This window comes from Paenibacillus sp. SEL3 (assembly GCF_054602585.1).
Window position 1 is genome coordinate 4,958,710 of record NZ_CM137725.1, and the last position, 16,349, is coordinate 4,975,058.

18 protein-coding genes are annotated in these 16,349 nt (G+C 42.8%); 14 read left to right on the forward strand and 4 right to left on the reverse strand.

The genetic code is table 11. The features are described 5' to 3' along the window. Window positions 1-156 precede the first annotated feature (156 nt). The 3 genes from ACYCS5_RS22860 to ACYCS5_RS22870 all read left to right on the forward strand — a co-directional run bounded on the left by ACYCS5_RS22860 (window position 157) and on the right by ACYCS5_RS22870 (window position 1,471). Window positions 157-624, forward strand: a complete 468-nt coding sequence (locus tag ACYCS5_RS22860; protein WP_459760172.1) for a copper amine oxidase N-terminal domain-containing protein — start codon at window positions 157-159, stop codon at window positions 622-624. Window positions 625-663: 39 nt separating this feature from the next. Then, window positions 664-873, forward strand: coding sequence for a DUF1871 family protein (locus ACYCS5_RS22865; protein ID WP_459760173.1), 210 nt, complete (start codon window positions 664-666; stop codon window positions 871-873). A gap of 268 nt (window positions 874-1,141) precedes the next feature. After that, window positions 1,142-1,471 (forward strand): hypothetical protein, encoded by a 330-nt coding sequence (locus tag ACYCS5_RS22870; RefSeq protein ID WP_459760174.1) that lies wholly within the window; start codon window positions 1,142-1,144, stop codon window positions 1,469-1,471. Window positions 1,472-1,529: 58 nt separating this feature from the next. Here ACYCS5_RS22870 and ACYCS5_RS22875 read toward each other — a convergent pair whose 3' ends face one another. Further along, entirely contained in the window at window positions 1,530-1,910 is a 381-nt protein-coding gene (locus ACYCS5_RS22875; protein ID WP_459760175.1) for a hypothetical protein, read from the reverse strand. A 444-nt stretch (window positions 1,911-2,354) separates the two neighbouring features. Here ACYCS5_RS22875 and ACYCS5_RS22880 point away from each other — a divergent pair, with 444 nt between their 5' ends. The 3 genes from ACYCS5_RS22880 (at window position 2,355) to ACYCS5_RS22890 (ending at window position 4,519) form a co-directional block, all read left to right on the forward strand. Beyond that, window positions 2,355-3,614: a WXG100 family type VII secretion target gene (locus ACYCS5_RS22880; RefSeq protein ID WP_459760176.1), complete on the forward strand. Its 1,260-nt coding sequence runs from the start codon at window positions 2,355-2,357 to the stop codon at window positions 3,612-3,614. Window positions 3,615-3,633: 19 nt separating this feature from the next. Continuing rightward, the gene (locus ACYCS5_RS22885) at window positions 3,634-3,918 is read left to right on the forward strand and encodes a hypothetical protein (RefSeq protein WP_322157983.1); all 285 of its coding nucleotides are present in this window, start codon (window positions 3,634-3,636) and stop codon (window positions 3,916-3,918) included. A 298-nt stretch (window positions 3,919-4,216) separates the two neighbouring features. After that, window positions 4,217-4,519: a YunC family protein gene (locus ACYCS5_RS22890; RefSeq protein WP_318626791.1), complete on the forward strand. Its 303-nt coding sequence runs from the start codon at window positions 4,217-4,219 to the stop codon at window positions 4,517-4,519. Between the two features lie 148 nt (window positions 4,520-4,667). Here ACYCS5_RS22890 and mtnA read toward each other — a convergent pair whose 3' ends face one another. Beyond that, a complete protein-coding gene (mtnA, locus tag ACYCS5_RS22895) occupies window positions 4,668-5,777 on the reverse strand; it encodes an S-methyl-5-thioribose-1-phosphate isomerase (RefSeq protein WP_459760177.1) in 1,110 nt (369 codons plus the stop codon). A gap of 5 nt (window positions 5,778-5,782) precedes the next feature. Then, window positions 5,783-7,006, reverse strand: a complete 1,224-nt coding sequence (gene mtnK, locus ACYCS5_RS22900; protein WP_029516584.1) for an S-methyl-5-thioribose kinase — start codon at window positions 7,004-7,006, stop codon at window positions 5,783-5,785. A 312-nt stretch (window positions 7,007-7,318) separates the two neighbouring features. Between mtnK and ACYCS5_RS22905 the strand changes: the two genes are divergently transcribed. The 7 genes from ACYCS5_RS22905 (at window position 7,319) to ACYCS5_RS22935 (ending at window position 13,996) form a co-directional block, all read left to right on the forward strand. Continuing rightward, entirely contained in the window at window positions 7,319-7,789 is a 471-nt protein-coding gene (locus ACYCS5_RS22905) for a Dps family protein (protein ID WP_013309551.1), read from the forward strand. 390 nt (window positions 7,790-8,179) lie between these two features. Next, entirely contained in the window at window positions 8,180-8,962 is a 783-nt protein-coding gene (gene sufC, locus ACYCS5_RS22910) for a Fe-S cluster assembly ATPase SufC (protein ID WP_029516585.1), read from the forward strand. Window positions 8,963-8,985: 23 nt separating this feature from the next. Next, window positions 8,986-10,290, forward strand: coding sequence for a Fe-S cluster assembly protein SufD (sufD, locus tag ACYCS5_RS22915; protein WP_025719242.1), 1,305 nt, complete (start codon window positions 8,986-8,988; stop codon window positions 10,288-10,290). Beyond that, entirely contained in the window at window positions 10,287-11,510 is a 1,224-nt protein-coding gene (locus tag ACYCS5_RS22920) for a cysteine desulfurase (protein ID WP_029516586.1), read from the forward strand. The genes sufD and ACYCS5_RS22920 overlap by 4 nt, the downstream gene beginning before the upstream one ends. After that, on the forward strand, window positions 11,500-11,922 hold the full coding sequence (gene sufU, locus ACYCS5_RS22925; protein WP_013309555.1) for a Fe-S cluster assembly sulfur transfer protein SufU: 423 nt from the start codon (window positions 11,500-11,502) through the stop codon (window positions 11,920-11,922). The genes ACYCS5_RS22920 and sufU overlap by 11 nt, the downstream gene beginning before the upstream one ends. A 30-nt stretch (window positions 11,923-11,952) precedes the next feature. Beyond that, window positions 11,953-13,350, forward strand: coding sequence for a Fe-S cluster assembly protein SufB (gene sufB / locus ACYCS5_RS22930; protein WP_013309556.1), 1,398 nt, complete (start codon window positions 11,953-11,955; stop codon window positions 13,348-13,350). 283 nt (window positions 13,351-13,633) lie between these two features. Further along, window positions 13,634-13,996, forward strand: coding sequence for a YmaF family protein (locus ACYCS5_RS22935; protein ID WP_029516587.1), 363 nt, complete (start codon window positions 13,634-13,636; stop codon window positions 13,994-13,996). Between the two features lie 293 nt (window positions 13,997-14,289). Here ACYCS5_RS22935 and ACYCS5_RS22940 read toward each other — a convergent pair whose 3' ends face one another. Continuing rightward, complete coding sequence (locus ACYCS5_RS22940; RefSeq protein WP_029516588.1) at window positions 14,290-15,129, reverse strand: manganese catalase; 840 nt, start codon at window positions 15,127-15,129, stop codon at window positions 14,290-14,292. A gap of 205 nt (window positions 15,130-15,334) precedes the next feature. On the opposite strand from ACYCS5_RS22940, the gene ACYCS5_RS22945 reads away from it, so the two are divergent. Next, the gene (locus ACYCS5_RS22945; RefSeq protein WP_029516589.1) at window positions 15,335-16,189 is read left to right on the forward strand and encodes a manganese catalase family protein; all 855 of its coding nucleotides are present in this window, start codon (window positions 15,335-15,337) and stop codon (window positions 16,187-16,189) included. The last annotated feature ends 160 nt before the right edge of the window (window positions 16,190-16,349 follow it).

Genomic DNA, 16,349 nt, shown 5'->3' on the forward strand with positions numbered 1-16,349 from the left:
CAAGAGTGTATTAAAGAGATGTATAGGAGCGAAATTCACCCAAGTAGTATCTTATTACTAAGCAATGATGTATGATTCACAGGAAAAGTACATCTTGGAGGTCAGAAAGATATATTTTTAGTAAATTGTTAATTTTAACAAAGGGAGATATGTATCATGAAAAAATTCTTTACGGTTTCCGTATTCCTTATTTTTTCACTTGTATTAAGCGTACAAGCCAGTGCAAAACATCCTTATAATTACACAATTAATGTACAGGTAAACGGTGTTCCTATTAATTTTGGAACTAATTCAGATTCACCTCCATATATCGAAAATGCTACAAATACAGCTTTTGTTCCCCTTCGCTTCGTTTCTGAAAATCTAGGGGGGGAAGTAAGAGACTGGGACAAAAATTTACAACAAGTCACCATCGAATCAAAGGATGGAACTGTGATTAAATTGGCGGTCGGTAGTAAGATTGCGTATGTCAACGATGAGAAGAAAATTATGCTGGCTGCACCGCAGATTCCTACAACTCGTGTTCAAGTTCCTTTAAGAATTGTTTCTGAAGTGTTGGGAGCTAAAGTAGATACCAAAAAAATAGGTGAAACATTAATTGTGAACATTACAATCTCTAATTAACTATCTAAATCGTTATTTGGAGAGTAGGAGCGTATAGAAATGAACGATGATATTGTACAAATGATTAATGAATGGAACCCAGTCGAAATATATCCTCTATTAGAAGATGAATATTATTCAGAAATACGTAGAATCCATGAAAAAAGTAAGGAAACAAACTCTGTTGAAGAATTAGCAGAGCAGATTCATTTTGTATTCGCTCAATCTTTAAAAAGGAATTCGATAAAAGTATTGAAGAATGTCGGTTAATCGCTGAAAAGATAATTAATGTTACAAAATAATTTATTTTTGAGCTTACTCCTTTAATAATAAAATAAAATAGGTTTTTTTTGCATAATTGGTCAATCAAATAAAGGACACGAGTTTTTGAATACAGCAAACAACAATATCATCCATGATAAGATGGTTGTGCTTGGATAGGGAAATAAGGAATTGGGATAATGGTTAATTTATAGCGAAACACTAGCGTTACCATTGAATTCAAAGACGAGAAGAGCCTTAAACCAAGGAGGAGTATATGGGATATGATTCCTTAATTAAAGCTATTATTTCAGTACCAAAAGAAGAATTAACTATTTATTGGGAAAGTGGATTAAAGATTATTGGTACTAGGGACACTATTTATGAAACAAACAATGGTTTAGATGAAGATGATCATGGGTTCCTTGAATATGATGCTGCGGTTGTTGAAGTTAAAAAAATAGTATCTAAGCCGATTACCGATGAAGGAAGTATATATAAATGGTTACAAAAAGGAAAAAGCTCCTTTATTGAAATTTCTCTGCATGATGACCCCCCTAGCATGATCACATCTTCTGACGGGTCTATTATTTGGAAAAATGAATAATTTAGATGATCCTCCTCAATTGAGTATTTTCCACTGAGTTGAGGATGATCTTTTCCTTTTAATTACTTTCATGATGTTTATAATTATAAGTTCCATCATCTACTCCTTTCATGGGAGCTTGGTTATACTGAATAATTTTACCCTGCTCTTTTTGAATCTTAAAAAAGGTTTTGAATTCGGCTTCATAGTGTTGTTGGTATAGATCGGAATTTTCGAATGGAATGTTTCTCGCCGAAAGATATTCGACGGCTCTTTTTTGGCTGGCAAGAATAGGCATCCATCGAAAGTCGTGCTTGATGGATTTGAGTTTAAGAAAAACGCCACGGGATAAGTGCTTTTCCAATTGAACTTTATTTTCTTCCCACCATGCTTGCCACTCTTCTAGAGACAGCTCGCATTGAGCCAATTGAACGAATGTCTTTTCAAATTTTTCTACCAATTCACAACCCTCCAAAACAATATCAAGTTGATTGTCTTTATTCTTATGTTAGTCTGTTTTCTGGAAAAAGGGAACTAAAGTGTGCTATTCAAGAAGATTTAACCTTTAGGGATGCTGCTTGATAAAGACCTAAGACTAATTTGTACTCCCAATATATGGGATTAGTGAATGAGGCGCTGGAAGGGTTTGGGGATTGAGCTATGATCTCTTAACTTTCTGGCTGGTTATTCGGATAAGGAAATCAATGATTAGTCCAGTCAGAAAGAAACAAAATGGATAGTTACAGATTAATGGTTGAAGATGAGGATAAAAAACGACGAATTTAAGTCTTTAGGCATAGGTAGAAAGGTTAATCCTTCATATATCAATTAGGAATTAAGTTCATTTTCCATAAATCGGAATAGTGTTACTATGTCATAACGAACTCATGACTAGAGGTAAACTATGACAACTATTAAAGTGACACCTAAGCAACTTATGACTGTCTCTAAGCAGTTTGAGTTAGCACAGCAAACGGCAACTCAAATGAATAGCAATTTAGTACAACAAATTTCATCTATGGGACAATTGTGGGAAGGACTGACTAAAGAGCACTTTTACTATTCCTTCCAGACCTCTCAGAAGAATATGAATGACTTTGTTACCCTGATGGATTCTATTGCTAGGGAGTTACGTCACCATGCAGATAAATTCAGATTAGCGGACCTGATGGAAGCAGGTAATATTGACGCAAGTTGTTTACCGCCTCCACCGAATTCATGTGCTGTTCCTGCTCCAGATACACGAAATGCATTCCAGAAATCGGTAGATAGCTTAACTGAACTAGGTCAGGATTTTGTAGATGCTAATTCAGTACGTTATGAGAAAAAGTTTGATTCAGTCTGGAGCTTTCTAGATTATATGTCGTATGGTATTCCAAAAGGAATGTATCAAGGGTACATGGAACGAGCAGCTAAACAAAACGATTCATGGAATGACATGCTCAATTTCGGTACATTTGGAGTAACAGGGATGATTCAGGGAGCATTTAATCCAAACAATGCCTGGTCAAAGGAACACTGGGCTAATATGATCGGTACAGCTGGATTATTTGGAGGAGTCAGTTCAGTAATTAAACCTAAAATTGGGTTATCAGGGTCTGTAAAATATACTCCGTTAAAAGATGGAACTACCCGAATAATGGAAGGGGAGGACAAAACAAGAAAAATTATAGATACTAATGGTCTGCGTAATGAAGTACCTTTAACTGAAGCACAAATTGGGATTTTAACTCAGTATGCAAAAAAAATAGGAATGCCAGAAGAAAATATCCGTGTAGCGGGGCCTAATGATACTTCTCCTACAGGATTATTATTCGATACGATTCTCAATATAAATAATGATGTACTTCCTTCTAGTGCCACAGGTAAATTAGCAGCTAATAGCCGGATTACTGGTCATGGAACAATAGCTCATGAAGTTGTCGGACATTACGAAGCAGGACTAGCAGGAAAATCCTTTCAAGTTATGGATGATGAATTTAATGTTTTAACTAGGAACTTTGCACTTGACGAAGCTCAAGCAAGTATCCGAGCTGCAAGATTTGCTCCTGACTTGACTCAATTAGAAAGAATCATGCTTTTAAGAGATGGAATTACTAGATTAAAAAACGAAGGTATTAAAATTAGGGAAGTTAAAGATATACTGTTCATACATGAACGTTAGTTAGAATGGAGATGTTCTTTTGGAGATTATGAAGTTAGACGATATCATTAAAACACCTAATAAAGGAATTATTTTAGTTGGAACAAATATTGAATTTGATAAGCAGGATCATACGAATTTGAAGAGTTTGATAGGTTCAAAAATACAAGTAGATAAGGTAGATGGGACGAAATGCGAACTGGACGTATTAGATATTAGCATTTCTTTTTCCATTGCTAACCTTCCACTCATTGGTATTAGTGTGCAGGATTCAGGAAATATTAAAGACATAAAAAAGGGAACACAAGTAGTACAATTACTGTAGATTTATATGATAGTGCGATTTTCATAAAATAAATTAAGATCAACAGTAAAAGTGGAGTATGCGAATCGCATGCTCCACTTTTACTGTTGTAAATATAAACAATGAACATACGCCTACAAAAAACTTAACAGCAAAAACGAATAGGAAAATGTACTGAATGTTGCTCAAAGTTAGGAGGCCCCCTCCATCTATAGTTATTCACCATGATATTTTGAATGTATCCACGAGTGTCCACACTTACCCGCAAATGCCGCATAAAATATCCCGGATGAACAAAGAGGAGGTGCATGTAATAACCATGATACACATGGAACCCATTCAAGTGGGTGAGCATACATTTATCGGAGTCGAGGTCAAACTGCCTAAAACAACGCTGTTGACGATCTCTAACTCCCGTGGTTACATCATGTGTGGTGCGCTGGATGTTGGATTGCTCAATGAACGGCTGGCGGATCGGAAAATTCTTGCCGCACGAGCTGTGGGGGTAAAAACACTAAAGGAACTGTTGGAAGCGCCGATGGAGTCAGTGACGGCAGAAGCCGAGCAACTGGGGATTAAACCAGGGATGCCAGGCTATGAAGCACTATTGAAACTGGTGTAGTGAAGCCTATGTGCAATGTTGCATAAAAGTAGAGGAACAAGAACCGAAAAAAACCGGACTTTTTGGCTCCGGTTTTTTTCTATGAAAAGTTACACTCTATCGAGCAGATTATTCGGCTTTATACGAACGGTATGATCTGCAAGAACGATTAATCGGCAAACAAAGCGGGGAGGTTGTCGCTAAAGGGTGCTTGGACAATCCCTTTTTCGGTAATGATGGCGGTAATGTACTCATGAGGTGTAACATCGAAAGCTGGGTTGTAGACTTTGATGCCTAGCGGAGCGGTCCTTTTACCAAAGCTTTCGGTAACTTCCTCCGCAGAACGCTCCTCAATCGGAATATCTGCGCCTGTTGCGGTCTGCAAATCAATGGTAGATAGTGGCGAAGCGACATAAAAAGGAATGCCATGCGCCTTCGCTAACACGGCTAGGCTATAGGTGCCGATTTTGTTGGCGACATCGCCATTAGCAGCGACTCTATCTGTGCCGACAATAACGGCCTGTACCCATCCTTTGGACATCACCATGCCCGCCATATTGTCACAGAGCAGGGTGACATCAATGCCTGCCTGCTGAAGCTCGAAAGCAGTCAGGCGCGCACCTTGCAGCACGGGGCGGGTTTCGTCGGCAAATACTTTGAGGTGGATGCCGTTCTCCTGCGCAAGGTACATCGGAGCGAGCGCTGTCCCGTATTTGGCTGTCGCCAATCCGCCTGCATTGCAGTGAGTGAGTACGCCCATCCCGTCCTCGAACAGAGGTAAAGCATGGATGCCGATCTGGCGGCATACTTCTTCGTCCTCTGCCTGAATGGCTATGGCTTCACGCTCCAGCCCGGCATTCCAGTCTTCGATCCGTCCTCCGCTAGCTTCAACGATGAGTTCCCCAGCCCGCTTCTTCATGCGATCCAGGGCCCAGAACAGGTTCACTGCCGTCGGCCGTGAAGTAGCCAAATGTCCGCACACGGCGTGTACATGCTCCAGCCACCCATCAGCGTCGATGCCGCTGTAGGCGGAAGCCCCCAGCACAACGCCGTAGGCCGCAGCCATCCCGATGGCGGGCGCACCGCGTACCTTCATGGCATGTATGCCATCCCAAACTTCATCAGCCGTGAATAAATCCAGCATGACAATCGTTTCGGGTAGCAGACGCTGATCCAGCATGGACAAGTGGTTGCCTTTCCACACCAGCGAAGATAGAGCCTGACTGGACACTGCAGCTTTCCCAGAGGTCACGGGCGCCGATTCTTTCTTTTCACTCATATTCATTAAGCTCCTTTAGTTTGGGCAGCTGTTGCTGTCCGAACAATGTCTCCCAGTTCCCGAATCGAATGAAGCCCGCGATTGCGAAGAACCAAGGATTTACCGATAGATAACGCCAGACGTTCCGCAGCTTCCTTGAGGTCAGGATCGGCTATTGTCTCGATATCTGCCACATGCGACAGGCTGATGATACGGCGGATCACTTTGCACCCTGCAAAACCAATCGTATCTTGCAGTACTTTTTGGAGATACAAGTCCTGATATCCCGCTGTACGTGCCATATGATCGGTGACATGCTCGTCCCACAGTTTGCGGAACCTACGCTCAAACTGCTCCCATACCTGAATGGCAGTCTCCAGAACCCAGTCGCGCCTTTCTTTTAGAGCCGTCTCACCAGAGGTCCATCCGGGCTGTGCAGCGTAGTTCAACAGCAGATTGGCGATCACCGCTCCGATATCAAAGCCCATGGGTCCGTAGTAGGCAAATTCAGGATCAATGACTTTAGTCGATTCGGTCGTTACAAAAATGCTACCAGTATGAAGGTCACCGTGCAGAAGCGCTTCGGTTCGTGTCAAAAACTTTTCTCGCAGCAAAGCCACTTCCAGATGAAGCGCTTGATCTGTACGGAGTGCCTCTGCTTCGTCTTCGATGTACGCACCATAGTTGTTATTATCTGAGAACCGATACGGTTCATCCAGAATCAGATCCTCAGTTATTTTGCAGAGATCCGGGTTGATAAAACGTTTGACTAGGTCTTTTTTATCCTGCTGATTCATGCCCAAATCTGAGGTGAAGAAGAGCGTGCGTGCCAGAAACTCCCCAATATGATTAGCGAAATATGGATATGTGTTTCCTTCTATTAGCCCCTTGCGCATGATGGTGTGGGAGCTAAGATCCTCCATCACGGTCAATGCAAGCTCATCGTCATACGCCAGTATCGCAGGAACCAATTCGGGGCAAATGTGGTGCTCCTGCTGAAGGGCCTCGCGTTCAATACGGGCACGATCCAGTGAGAGCGGCCAGGATTCACCCACAATTTTTACATAAGGAAGTGCCTGCTTGGCAATGATACTCTTGTTAGATTCAGAATCCGTAATATGAAAAACCAGATTTAGGTTACCATCACCGATTTCCCGGCATTCCAGACGAGCTTCCTGACTAAAAAATCCGGGGATGTTCTTCACGAATTCGATTGCTTCTTCAGTCGTTAAAGGATGATATTGGGACAACGAAGTCACCTCCATAAATTGTGCACATGTAAATAGTCTGGGAATATCACAATATTAAACCAAGTATTTTGATAGGATAGAGAAAGTATAACGAAAATCATTGAAGTTTTGTACATTTTTTTTATGGAGGATCGAAAGAGGGAGAAAGGAGAACTCTTCTTTTTGTTTCGTTTCCGTATAGAGAGGGTAAGTATGAAACAGACGTCCGGCAGGTGATTAGGATGCCCGCTGGCGTCTTACCGTCAGCAATGACGGTGATGGATACGTAAACGTTCCTGAAAATCAATTTGATGAAAAAGGAAGGGATTTATGATGGCTAAAACAACAAGTAACTCGAAAAATACGCAAACCAAATCGGTGGAGGAACTTTTAAACCGTCAAGTCGCTAACCTCAATGTGTTATATGTAAAAATTCATAACTATCACTGGTATGTGAAAGGCTCCAGTTTCTACACACTCCATGTTAAATTTGAAGAGTTATACAATGAAGTGACATTGAAAATGGATGAGATCGCCGAGCGTTTGCTCGCGTTGAAAGGTTCACCTTCCGCAACATTGAAGGAGTACCTGGAGCTGTCGTCGATTCAGGAAGCAACCGGCAACGAAGATGCTCCCAAGATGGTACAAACCTTGATCGAGGATTTTGCAACGGTATGCGAGGAGTTTCAGGAAGGTATTGAACTGGCGGAAAGCAATTCCGACCAGCCAACTGCAGATTTGCTGATCGGCTATAAAGCGGATCTGGAGAAACATATGTGGATGCTTCGCTCTTATTTGGGCTAATTGTAGTGATGGGATTACGCTTTGAAATAAACTTTTTACATGTAAAACGCTACTGACGTCATGCTGTCAGTAGCGTTTTTATGGCTGAAAAGAGATCATGTACCTCGTGTTTTTTGTACAAATTTATAATTATATAAACATTCGCAGGATGTATTTTGCCATTTGTGTGCTTGGTAGGGTGAACATTTTATGAAGAAAGTTGGATAACGTGTGTCTGTTGGTTGCACCCTTCAAGATATTTATTATAAAATAACTTGAGAATCATTGAGAATCAGTTTAGAATGATTATAAATAAATTTTTAAATATTACTTGAAATCAGGGGGCTCCCCTGTTTAAATATACTTTCTGATTTCGACACCACACTACATTTTTTGGAGGGTATTGCGAATATGGCTACAAACTTTAAGATTGAAGGTCTCAAAGCGACCATTGAAGGCAAGGAAATTTTGAAAGGTATTAACCTCGAAATGAAGGGCGGAGAAATCCATGCCATCATGGGTCCTAACGGTACGGGTAAAAGTACACTTGCGTCTGCTTTGATGGGTCATCCAAAATATGAAGTCACAGATGGTAAAGTAACTTTGGATGGAGAAGACGTGCTGGATATGGAAGTGGATGAGCGTGCACGTGCAGGATTGTTCTTGGCGATGCAGTACCCGAGTGAAATTGCAGGGGTAACGAACTCCGACTTTTTGCGTAGTGCGATCAACGCGCGCCGTGAAGAAGGACAAGAAATCTCCTTGATTAAGTTTATCCGTCAAATGGAAAGCAAAATGAAAGAGCTTGAAATGAACCCTGAGTTTGCTCACCGTTACCTGAACGAAGGCTTCTCTGGTGGTGAGAAAAAACGGAATGAAATTTTGCAAATGATGATGATTGATCCGAAAATTGTCATTCTTGATGAAATCGACTCCGGTCTGGATATCGATGCTTTGAGAATCGTGGCTAACGGTGTGAACGCTATGCGTTCCGAAGATCGTGGTTTCCTCGTGATTACTCACTACCAACGTCTGTTAAACTACGTTAAACCAGATTATGTACACGTGATGATGCAAGGACGTATCGTTAAATCCGGGGGTCCTGAGCTTGCTGAGCGTCTGGAAGCAGACGGTTACGACTGGATCAAGGAAGAGCTGGGTATCGTTGATGAAACTGTAGGACAAGAGGCGTAAGCCGGAAGCGAGGAGGAAAACTAATGACTACACAAACAATCCTTCCGGTAGATTCCGAGCAACTGCGTGTTCTGTCCGAACGTAACGGCGAACCATCTTGGCTGGCTGAAGACAGACAAAAAGCACTTGAGCTTGCAGGCAAACTGGAGCTTCCGGTATTTGAAAAAACAAAAATCGAACGTTGGAAATTAAACGATTACGGTCAACATAAACAGAGCGAGGTCATTGCATCGGTAGGGCAGGTTCCTGCAGCCATTGCTGATCTGGTTAAAGAGCAACAGGAGGGCGGTCTGATTATTCAGCGCAACTCCGGTGCGGTATATGTGAAGCTGAGTGAGGAATTGGCGGCGCAAGGCGTCATTTTCACGGATTTACAAACAGCGGTTAAAGAGCATGCTGATTTGGTTAAAGCTCATCTGAACACAGTGATTAAGGCAGAAGAGAATTCATTATCTGCATTGCACGCAGCACTCTGGAACGGTGGAGTATTTGCTTATGTGCCTAAAAATGTAGAACTGAACGTTCCGCTTCAAGCTGTATTCCTGACAGACGATGCGACTGCAACGTTTGCGCCGCATGTGCTGCTTATTGTCGAAAGTCATAGTTCCGTGACGTACGTAGACAACTATGTATCTGCGGATTTGGCGGCACCTGTTCTTCATAACGGTGCGGTAGAAGTTGTTGCAAATGCTGGGGCTAAAGTTCGCTATGCGACAGTCCATCAGTTTGGAGAGCAAGTAACGGATATTTCAATTCGTCGTGCCACGTTGGGAAATGACGCAGCTATCGAATGGATTGTGGGCGAAATGAACAACGGCAATACAGCAAGCAATACCATGTCCGTGCTCAAAGGCAATGGCTCCAATTCGGATGCCAAGATCATTGCTGTAGGTTCCGGCTCACAAAAGCTGAACTATACGACACAAGCACAGCATTTCGGCAAAAATTCCGCTAGTCAGATGATAACGCGCGCAGTGATGCGTGAAGAAGCGTCTTCCATCATTAACGGAATTACAAAAATTGAAAAAGGTGCTACCAAAGCAGATGGTCAGCAAACAGAACGTGTTCTGATGCTCAGCCCGAAAGCGCGTGGTGACGCTAACCCAATCCTGCTGATTGATGAAGATGATGTAACAGCAGGTCACGCAGCATCGGTTGGTCAGGTTAACCGTGAACAAGTGTATTACTTGATGTCCCGCGGAATTAGCCGGGCAGAAGCTGAGCGTCTGATTATTTATGGCTTCTTGGCACCTGTCGTATCTGAGATTCCGCTCGAAGGACTTCAACATCAGCTGCAAAGCCTTGTTGAAAGGAAGTTAGGCCAATGAATACTGCATTGATCCGTGAACAATTCCCGATTTTACATCAGGAGATTAACGGTCATCCGCTGGTTTATTTGGATAATGCGGCTACTTCGCAAAAACCGCTGGCGGTCATCGAGGCGATCAAGCACTACTACGAATATGATAACTCAAATGTTCACCGTGGTGTGCATACCTTGGGTAGCCGGGCGACGGATGCTTATGAAGGTGCGAGGGAGAAAGTAGCTCGCTTTCTGAATGCCAAGCGCAGTCAGGAAATTATTTTTACACGCGGAACAACAACGGCGCTGAATCTGGTGGCTTCTTCTTATGGTAGAGCTAACTGTAAGGAGGGTGATGAAATTGTCATCACACAAATGGAGCATCACAGTAATCTGATCCCGTGGCAACAGGTAGCCAAAGCCACAGGCGCAACTTTAAAATATATTCCACTTCAAGAGGATGGTAGCGTTGATCTTGCTGATGTGGAGAATACCATTACAGAAAACACGAAAATTGTAGCGATTGCGCATGTCTCCAATGTGCTTGGTGTTGTGAACCCTGTCAAAGAGATTGCAGCTATTGCGCATCGCAAAGGCGCAGTTATCGTTATAGACGGTGCACAAAGCACACCACATATGAAAGTAGACGTGCAAGACATCGATGCTGACTTTTATGCCTTTTCGGGTCACAAAATGTGTGCGCCTACTGGGATCGGGGCACTGTACGGCAAGAAGGCGCTGCTGGAAAATATGGAGCCCATTGAGTTCGGCGGGGAAATGATCGACGATGTGGGATTGTATGAATCCACATGGAAGGAGCTGCCTTGGAAATTCGAAGGTGGAACTCCGATTATCGCTGGAGCTGTTGGTTTGGGAGCTGCTATTGATTTTCTGGAAAGCATCGGAATGGACGCCATTGCACAGCATGAGAGCCGTTTGTCCAACTATGCCCTCAAACGTCTCCGTGAAGTGGAGGGGTTGACGATATACGGGCCTGCAGAACGTCATGTTGGGCTCGTAACATTCAACCTGGATGATGTGCATCCGCATGATGTAGCTACTGTACTGGATAGCAAAGGGGTGGCTGTACGTGCGGGACATCATTGCTGCCAGCCATTGATGCGCTGGCTGAAAGCCAGTGCAACTGCACGTGCCAGCTTTTATCTCTATAACACGGAAGAAGAAGTCGACGCTCTGGTCAGCGCCTTAATCCAAACAAAGGAGTATTTTGGCGATGCAACTTGATGACTTGTACCGACGCGTGATTATGGATCATTATAAAAATCCGCGCAATCGCGGACGTTTTGAGGATGATGCCGTTACGGTGGATTTGAATAATCCTACGTGTGGTGACCGGATTTCCCTTCAACTCAAAACGAAAGACGGCGTGGTCGAAGATGCCCGTTTTACTGGTGAAGGCTGCTCGATTAGTATGTCCTCAGCTTCGATGATGACAGAAGCAGTCAAAGGAAAAACGATTGATCAGGCATTGGATATGGCAAGCCGCTTCTCTTCTTTAATGAAGGGGGAAGCCGTCGAATTTGATGATTATGAAGAATTGGAAGCTTTGTCAGGCGTAAATAAGTTCCCGGCCCGCATCAAATGTGCGACACTGGCTTGGAACGCGCTGCGCAAAGGGATTGATGAAGATAAATAATTTAAATAGAACAGAGGAGGTTTGAGAAACATGGCCAAGAAAGCACCGGAAATGGAAGAGTATAAATACGGCTTTCGTGACGAGCACAAGTCCATTTTCCAAACAGGTAAGGGTCTCACTCCGGAAATCGTAAAGGAAATCTCCAAAATTAAGGATGAGCCAGAATGGATGCTGGAGTTCCGTCTGAAGGCACTGAAGCAGTTTGAAAAAATGCCAATGCCAAACTGGGGCGGAGATATGGATGAACTGGATTTCAACGATATCCAGTACTATGTAAGACCTTCCGAGAAACAAGGGAAGACGTGGGAAGAGGTTCCTACGGAAATTAAAGAAACCTTTGATAAACTGGGTATTCCCGAGGCGGAGCAAAAGTTTTTGGCTGGTGTATCCGCACAGTATGAATCCGAGGTTGTCTACCACAGTATGCAAAAGGAACTGGAAGATCAGGGCGTTATTTTCATGGATACCGATACGGCGTTGCGTGAGCATCCTGAGATTCTGAAAGAGTATTTTGCAACAGTTGTACCTCCTGCGGACAATAAGTTTGCAGCACTGAACAGTGCGGTATGGTCAGGCGGGAGCTTCATCTATGTACCAAAAGGTGTGAAATGTGAAGTTCCATTGCAGGCTTACTTCCGTATCAACTCGGAAAACATGGGTCAATTTGAGCGTACGCTCATAATTGCTGACGAAGACAGCTTTGTGCACTATGTAGAAGGCTGTACGGCTCCGATTTACAGCACGAACTCGCTGCATAGTGCCGTAGTCGAAATTATTTGTAAGAAGAACGCACGCGTTCGTTATACAACGATCCAGAACTGGGCACCAAACATCTATAACCTGGTAACCAAACGTGCGGTTGCAGAAGAAAATGCAACGATGGAATGGGTCGATGGTAACATCGGTTCCAAGTTGACGATGAAGTATCCAGCCGTTGTATTGAAGGGCCGTGGAGCGAAAGGGATGGTCTTGTCCATCGCTGTTGCAGGCAAAGGCCAGCATCAGGATGCAGGTGCGAAAATGATCCACTTAGCACCAGACACCACGTCCACCATTGTATCCAAGTCGATCAGTAAGCACGGCGGTAAAGTAACGTATCGCGGATTAGCTTCATTCGGTCGTCAGGCTCAAGGTGCAAAATCCAATATCAAGTGTGATACGTTGATTTTGGATAATCAATCAACCTCAGATACTATTCCTTATAATGAAATCATGAATGATGACATCACGCTTGAGCACGAAGCAACGGTTTCCAAGGTATCGGAAGATCAGCTGTTCTATCTGATGAGCCGTGGTTTGACTGAAGCAGAGGCAACGCAAATGATCGTTATGGGCTTTATTGAGCCATTCACAAAAGAACTGCCGATGGAATATGCGGTAGAGATGAATCGTTTGATCAAGTTCGAGATGGAAGGTAGTATCGGTTAAAACGCAGTACCCCTTGGTATGTCAAGGCTCTTGAGGTATTCTAAAGCTTGTTAAATCCGAGTCGTGCCGATTTTATGCCGATTCGGATTTCCTGCTAGTCTAGGAGACGAACTTTTTAAGTTCGTCTTCTTTTGTTTTTTACTATGATACCTAAGTCCATAAGCCTTCTTTCTACTACAAAAAAAAAATTATGCTTAGGACTGCAGATAGTTGCCTAGCACTTATGTATGTTTGCTTAATAGGATGTTGTGAGTGACATAAACATAAGGAGGCATGCCAACAGATGCAGAAGAACAAAGCTGGAGTGAAGAAGAAAACCCTCTCTTCTAAGCAGACACAGAGACATGTACATGAATTTGAAGGAAGCACCAAACTGGCCGAAGAAGGTGCAGACCGACATAACCACCGCTTTGCAGGTGTTACTGGGCAAGCGATTCGAGTTGGAAGAAGTCATGTCCATGAAATTGATCTTACGAAAACTGATTTCGTGAACCATTTTCATAATCTGAGAAGGATTAGAACAGGGCCCGCTATTCCAGTCGGAAATGGTAAGCATGTACATTTTGTTACGGGCCAAACTACATTAAATGATGGTCATGTACACCAGTTTAATTTTGCAACATTGATTCAGGCACCTCTTATTTAATGAACGGTGGTTTGACCGAAGCTGAGGTAACACAAATGATTGTTATAGACATCTGCTCATACAGAATGAGAGCATCGTCTTTGAAATCAAAAAGCTCTGCTAACCATAATTGGTCGGCAGGGCTTTTAGACTTACATAATTCTGTACTTCATGATTTATGATCGGCTATGATTTTATGCCTTATGATAAGCCGCCTTATTCGAATATTAAGTATATATTTTTTGTAACATTTTTATGGTCAGTGTCACCAATAAGCAATTCTTTAATGTTGGGACAGCTCGTCTGCCACTTGTTTATTTATCTGAAGTTTTATGGTCTAAGTCATGATGTAACTCGGTTGCTGGTATTTTGGCATTATAGATTTGTCCTTTGGCAACTGGTTTTGAGATGTATACATAGCTCCCGGTTCCATCCGGCGCACTCCCTGTTGCCCACAAACCTTCACTAGATTCTTCGCCCTCAGACAAATTCCAAAACTCATAAGCTTCAGGCTGAGACTCTTGTTCTGCCTCAGGGGGAAAAGAAGCCGGAACCACAACACCGTTTTTCTCTTCTAATTCTTGGATTGCCGCCATCCACTGATACTGGTGATAGCGGTCACGCGCTAGCATTTTCCGTAGTGTAGCTCTGACGCTTTCATCTTGTGTCATATGATATAGCCTTGCTACCTGCAATCGACCCTGACTCTCTGCGTGCAAATTGGATCGCATATCTGCCAAAAGGTTGCCACTTGCGACGATATAAGAGCCGTTCCATGGAACTCCATTTGAATTAGTAGGCAATCCGCCTAGACCGCTGACCAGCAAATGCTGTGGGTTAATTCCCCCCATTATGGCAGCTGTAACAGGGTCTTTTGCAGCTTGTTCTTGATCTTCTGGTTTAGCTCCATCAAGTAGTTGACTAATTAAAGCACACAGCATCTCCACATGCCCTACTTCTTCAGTTCCAATATCCATCAGCATATCTTTATATTTTTCATCACCGCGACAGTTAAACCCTTGAAATAAATATTGCATCATTACGGTCATTTCTCCAAATTGCCCTCCCAAAACTTCTTGTACCTGCCGGGCAAAAAGAGGATCAGGGCGCTCTACTTTCACTTCAAACTGCAACTCTTTTTGATGTCTAAACATATTTACTCCTCCTATAGCTAAAGCAGCTTAGTGAATTCTAACTGTATTTAACCTTTTCAAGATGTAATAAAACGAGGAGCAGCATCACAAAAATCGATACGGGTCTTTATATTTAACTTTCTGTTTGTTTGGTTTGTATATAAATTATTAAAGAGGGAAGCCTATGTTTCACTTTAAAATGAAGAGTCTAAGGAGGGGATTTGAATTGTATTTTTATAAAGAAGATTTAATTAACTTAATAGTACCCGATAAGCCCGATCCTGCTGCTGCTAAAGTGATTCAAGAAGTGTTAGGTGGTCGATTCGGAGAAATGCGTACTATGATGCAGTTTTTCTTTCAAAGTAATAATTTTCGTGGTAATGCTGTGCAGTACAGGGATTTGATACGAGGAGTTTTTCTAGAGGAGCTTAGTCATGTTGAACTGGTCCAACATACTATAAATCAACTTCTGACTGGCTCAGGCGCAGACCAAGCCGGCGATGCGGGAATGGATCATGCTCCTTTAGATGAGGCGATAAAACACGCAAATCCTCATCATTTTATTATGGGAGCCCAAAGTTCCTTACCTGTTGATGCAAGTGGGAATCCTTGGCTAGGTAGTTATGTTTATTCCCACGGGAATCTGGTTAGTGATTTGCTTGATAATCTCGTACTCGAATCTACAGGGGTCCTGCAAAAATCCCGAATTTACGAAATGAGCTCGAACAAAACATTCCGGGAAACGTTGGCTTTTTTGATTGTGAGGGATAATGCTCATCAAAACGCGTTTGCCAAAGCATTAGAGACACTTGGAGTTGATTGGGGAAAATTGTTCCCGGTTCCAAATTACGATATTAACAAGTATCCAGAATGCCGGAAGTATGTTGAGATGGGCTTTCACAATGCGCAGTTTAATTTTCGATTGGATTCTACCCGTATTGGGGAAATATTCAATGGGCAAACTCCAAGCAGAAACGGTGGGGATTTGAGTGTAATAGATCCTCCTGAGGGTTTTCCTCTTCCGTATATGCCCGAATTGCCTAATGAACATAGTCCAGGGCTACACGATCTTACCACTTAGGATTAAACCATAAATAAAGATAGTAACAAGGTTAATATCCGTAACTTAAAAAGAGGCTGTCCTTCGTAGAAGAACCTACGAATCAAGGACAGTCTCTTTTTATTCGCGTAGTCTGTGCTTCGGCAAAACATTTCGTTCCACCGAAGTAACGCCGGGAGGC

What these genes read in the sequence shown, in the direction of transcription:
- ACYCS5_RS22935 (WP_029516587.1), top strand. Translation starts at nt 13,634, where the DNA reads ATGCAGAAGAACAAAGCTGGAGTGAAGAAGAAAACCCTCTCTTCTAAG.
- ACYCS5_RS22865 (WP_459760173.1), top strand. Translation starts at nt 664, where the DNA reads ATGAACGATGATATTGTACAAATGATTAATGAATGGAACCCAGTCGAA.
- ACYCS5_RS22905 (WP_013309551.1), top strand. Translation starts at nt 7,319, where the DNA reads ATGGCTAAAACAACAAGTAACTCGAAAAATACGCAAACCAAATCGGTG.
- ACYCS5_RS22860 (WP_459760172.1), top strand. Translation starts at nt 157, where the DNA reads ATGAAAAAATTCTTTACGGTTTCCGTATTCCTTATTTTTTCACTTGTA.
- sufD (WP_025719242.1), top strand. Translation starts at nt 8,986, where the DNA reads ATGACTACACAAACAATCCTTCCGGTAGATTCCGAGCAACTGCGTGTT.
- ACYCS5_RS22880 (WP_459760176.1), top strand. Translation starts at nt 2,355, where the DNA reads ATGACAACTATTAAAGTGACACCTAAGCAACTTATGACTGTCTCTAAG.
- sufB (WP_013309556.1), top strand. Translation starts at nt 11,953, where the DNA reads ATGGCCAAGAAAGCACCGGAAATGGAAGAGTATAAATACGGCTTTCGT.
- sufC (WP_029516585.1), top strand. Translation starts at nt 8,180, where the DNA reads ATGGCTACAAACTTTAAGATTGAAGGTCTCAAAGCGACCATTGAAGGC.
- ACYCS5_RS22890 (WP_318626791.1), top strand. Translation starts at nt 4,217, where the DNA reads ATGATACACATGGAACCCATTCAAGTGGGTGAGCATACATTTATCGGA.
- sufU (WP_013309555.1), top strand. Translation starts at nt 11,500, where the DNA reads ATGCAACTTGATGACTTGTACCGACGCGTGATTATGGATCATTATAAA.
- ACYCS5_RS22920 (WP_029516586.1), top strand. Translation starts at nt 10,287, where the DNA reads ATGAATACTGCATTGATCCGTGAACAATTCCCGATTTTACATCAGGAG.
- ACYCS5_RS22870 (WP_459760174.1), top strand. Translation starts at nt 1,142, where the DNA reads ATGGGATATGATTCCTTAATTAAAGCTATTATTTCAGTACCAAAAGAA.
- ACYCS5_RS22940 (WP_029516588.1), bottom strand. Translation starts at nt 15,129, where the DNA reads ATGTTTAGACATCAAAAAGAGTTGCAGTTTGAAGTGAAAGTAGAGCGC.
- mtnA (WP_459760177.1), bottom strand. Translation starts at nt 5,777, where the DNA reads ATGAGTGAAAAGAAAGAATCGGCGCCCGTGACCTCTGGGAAAGCTGCA.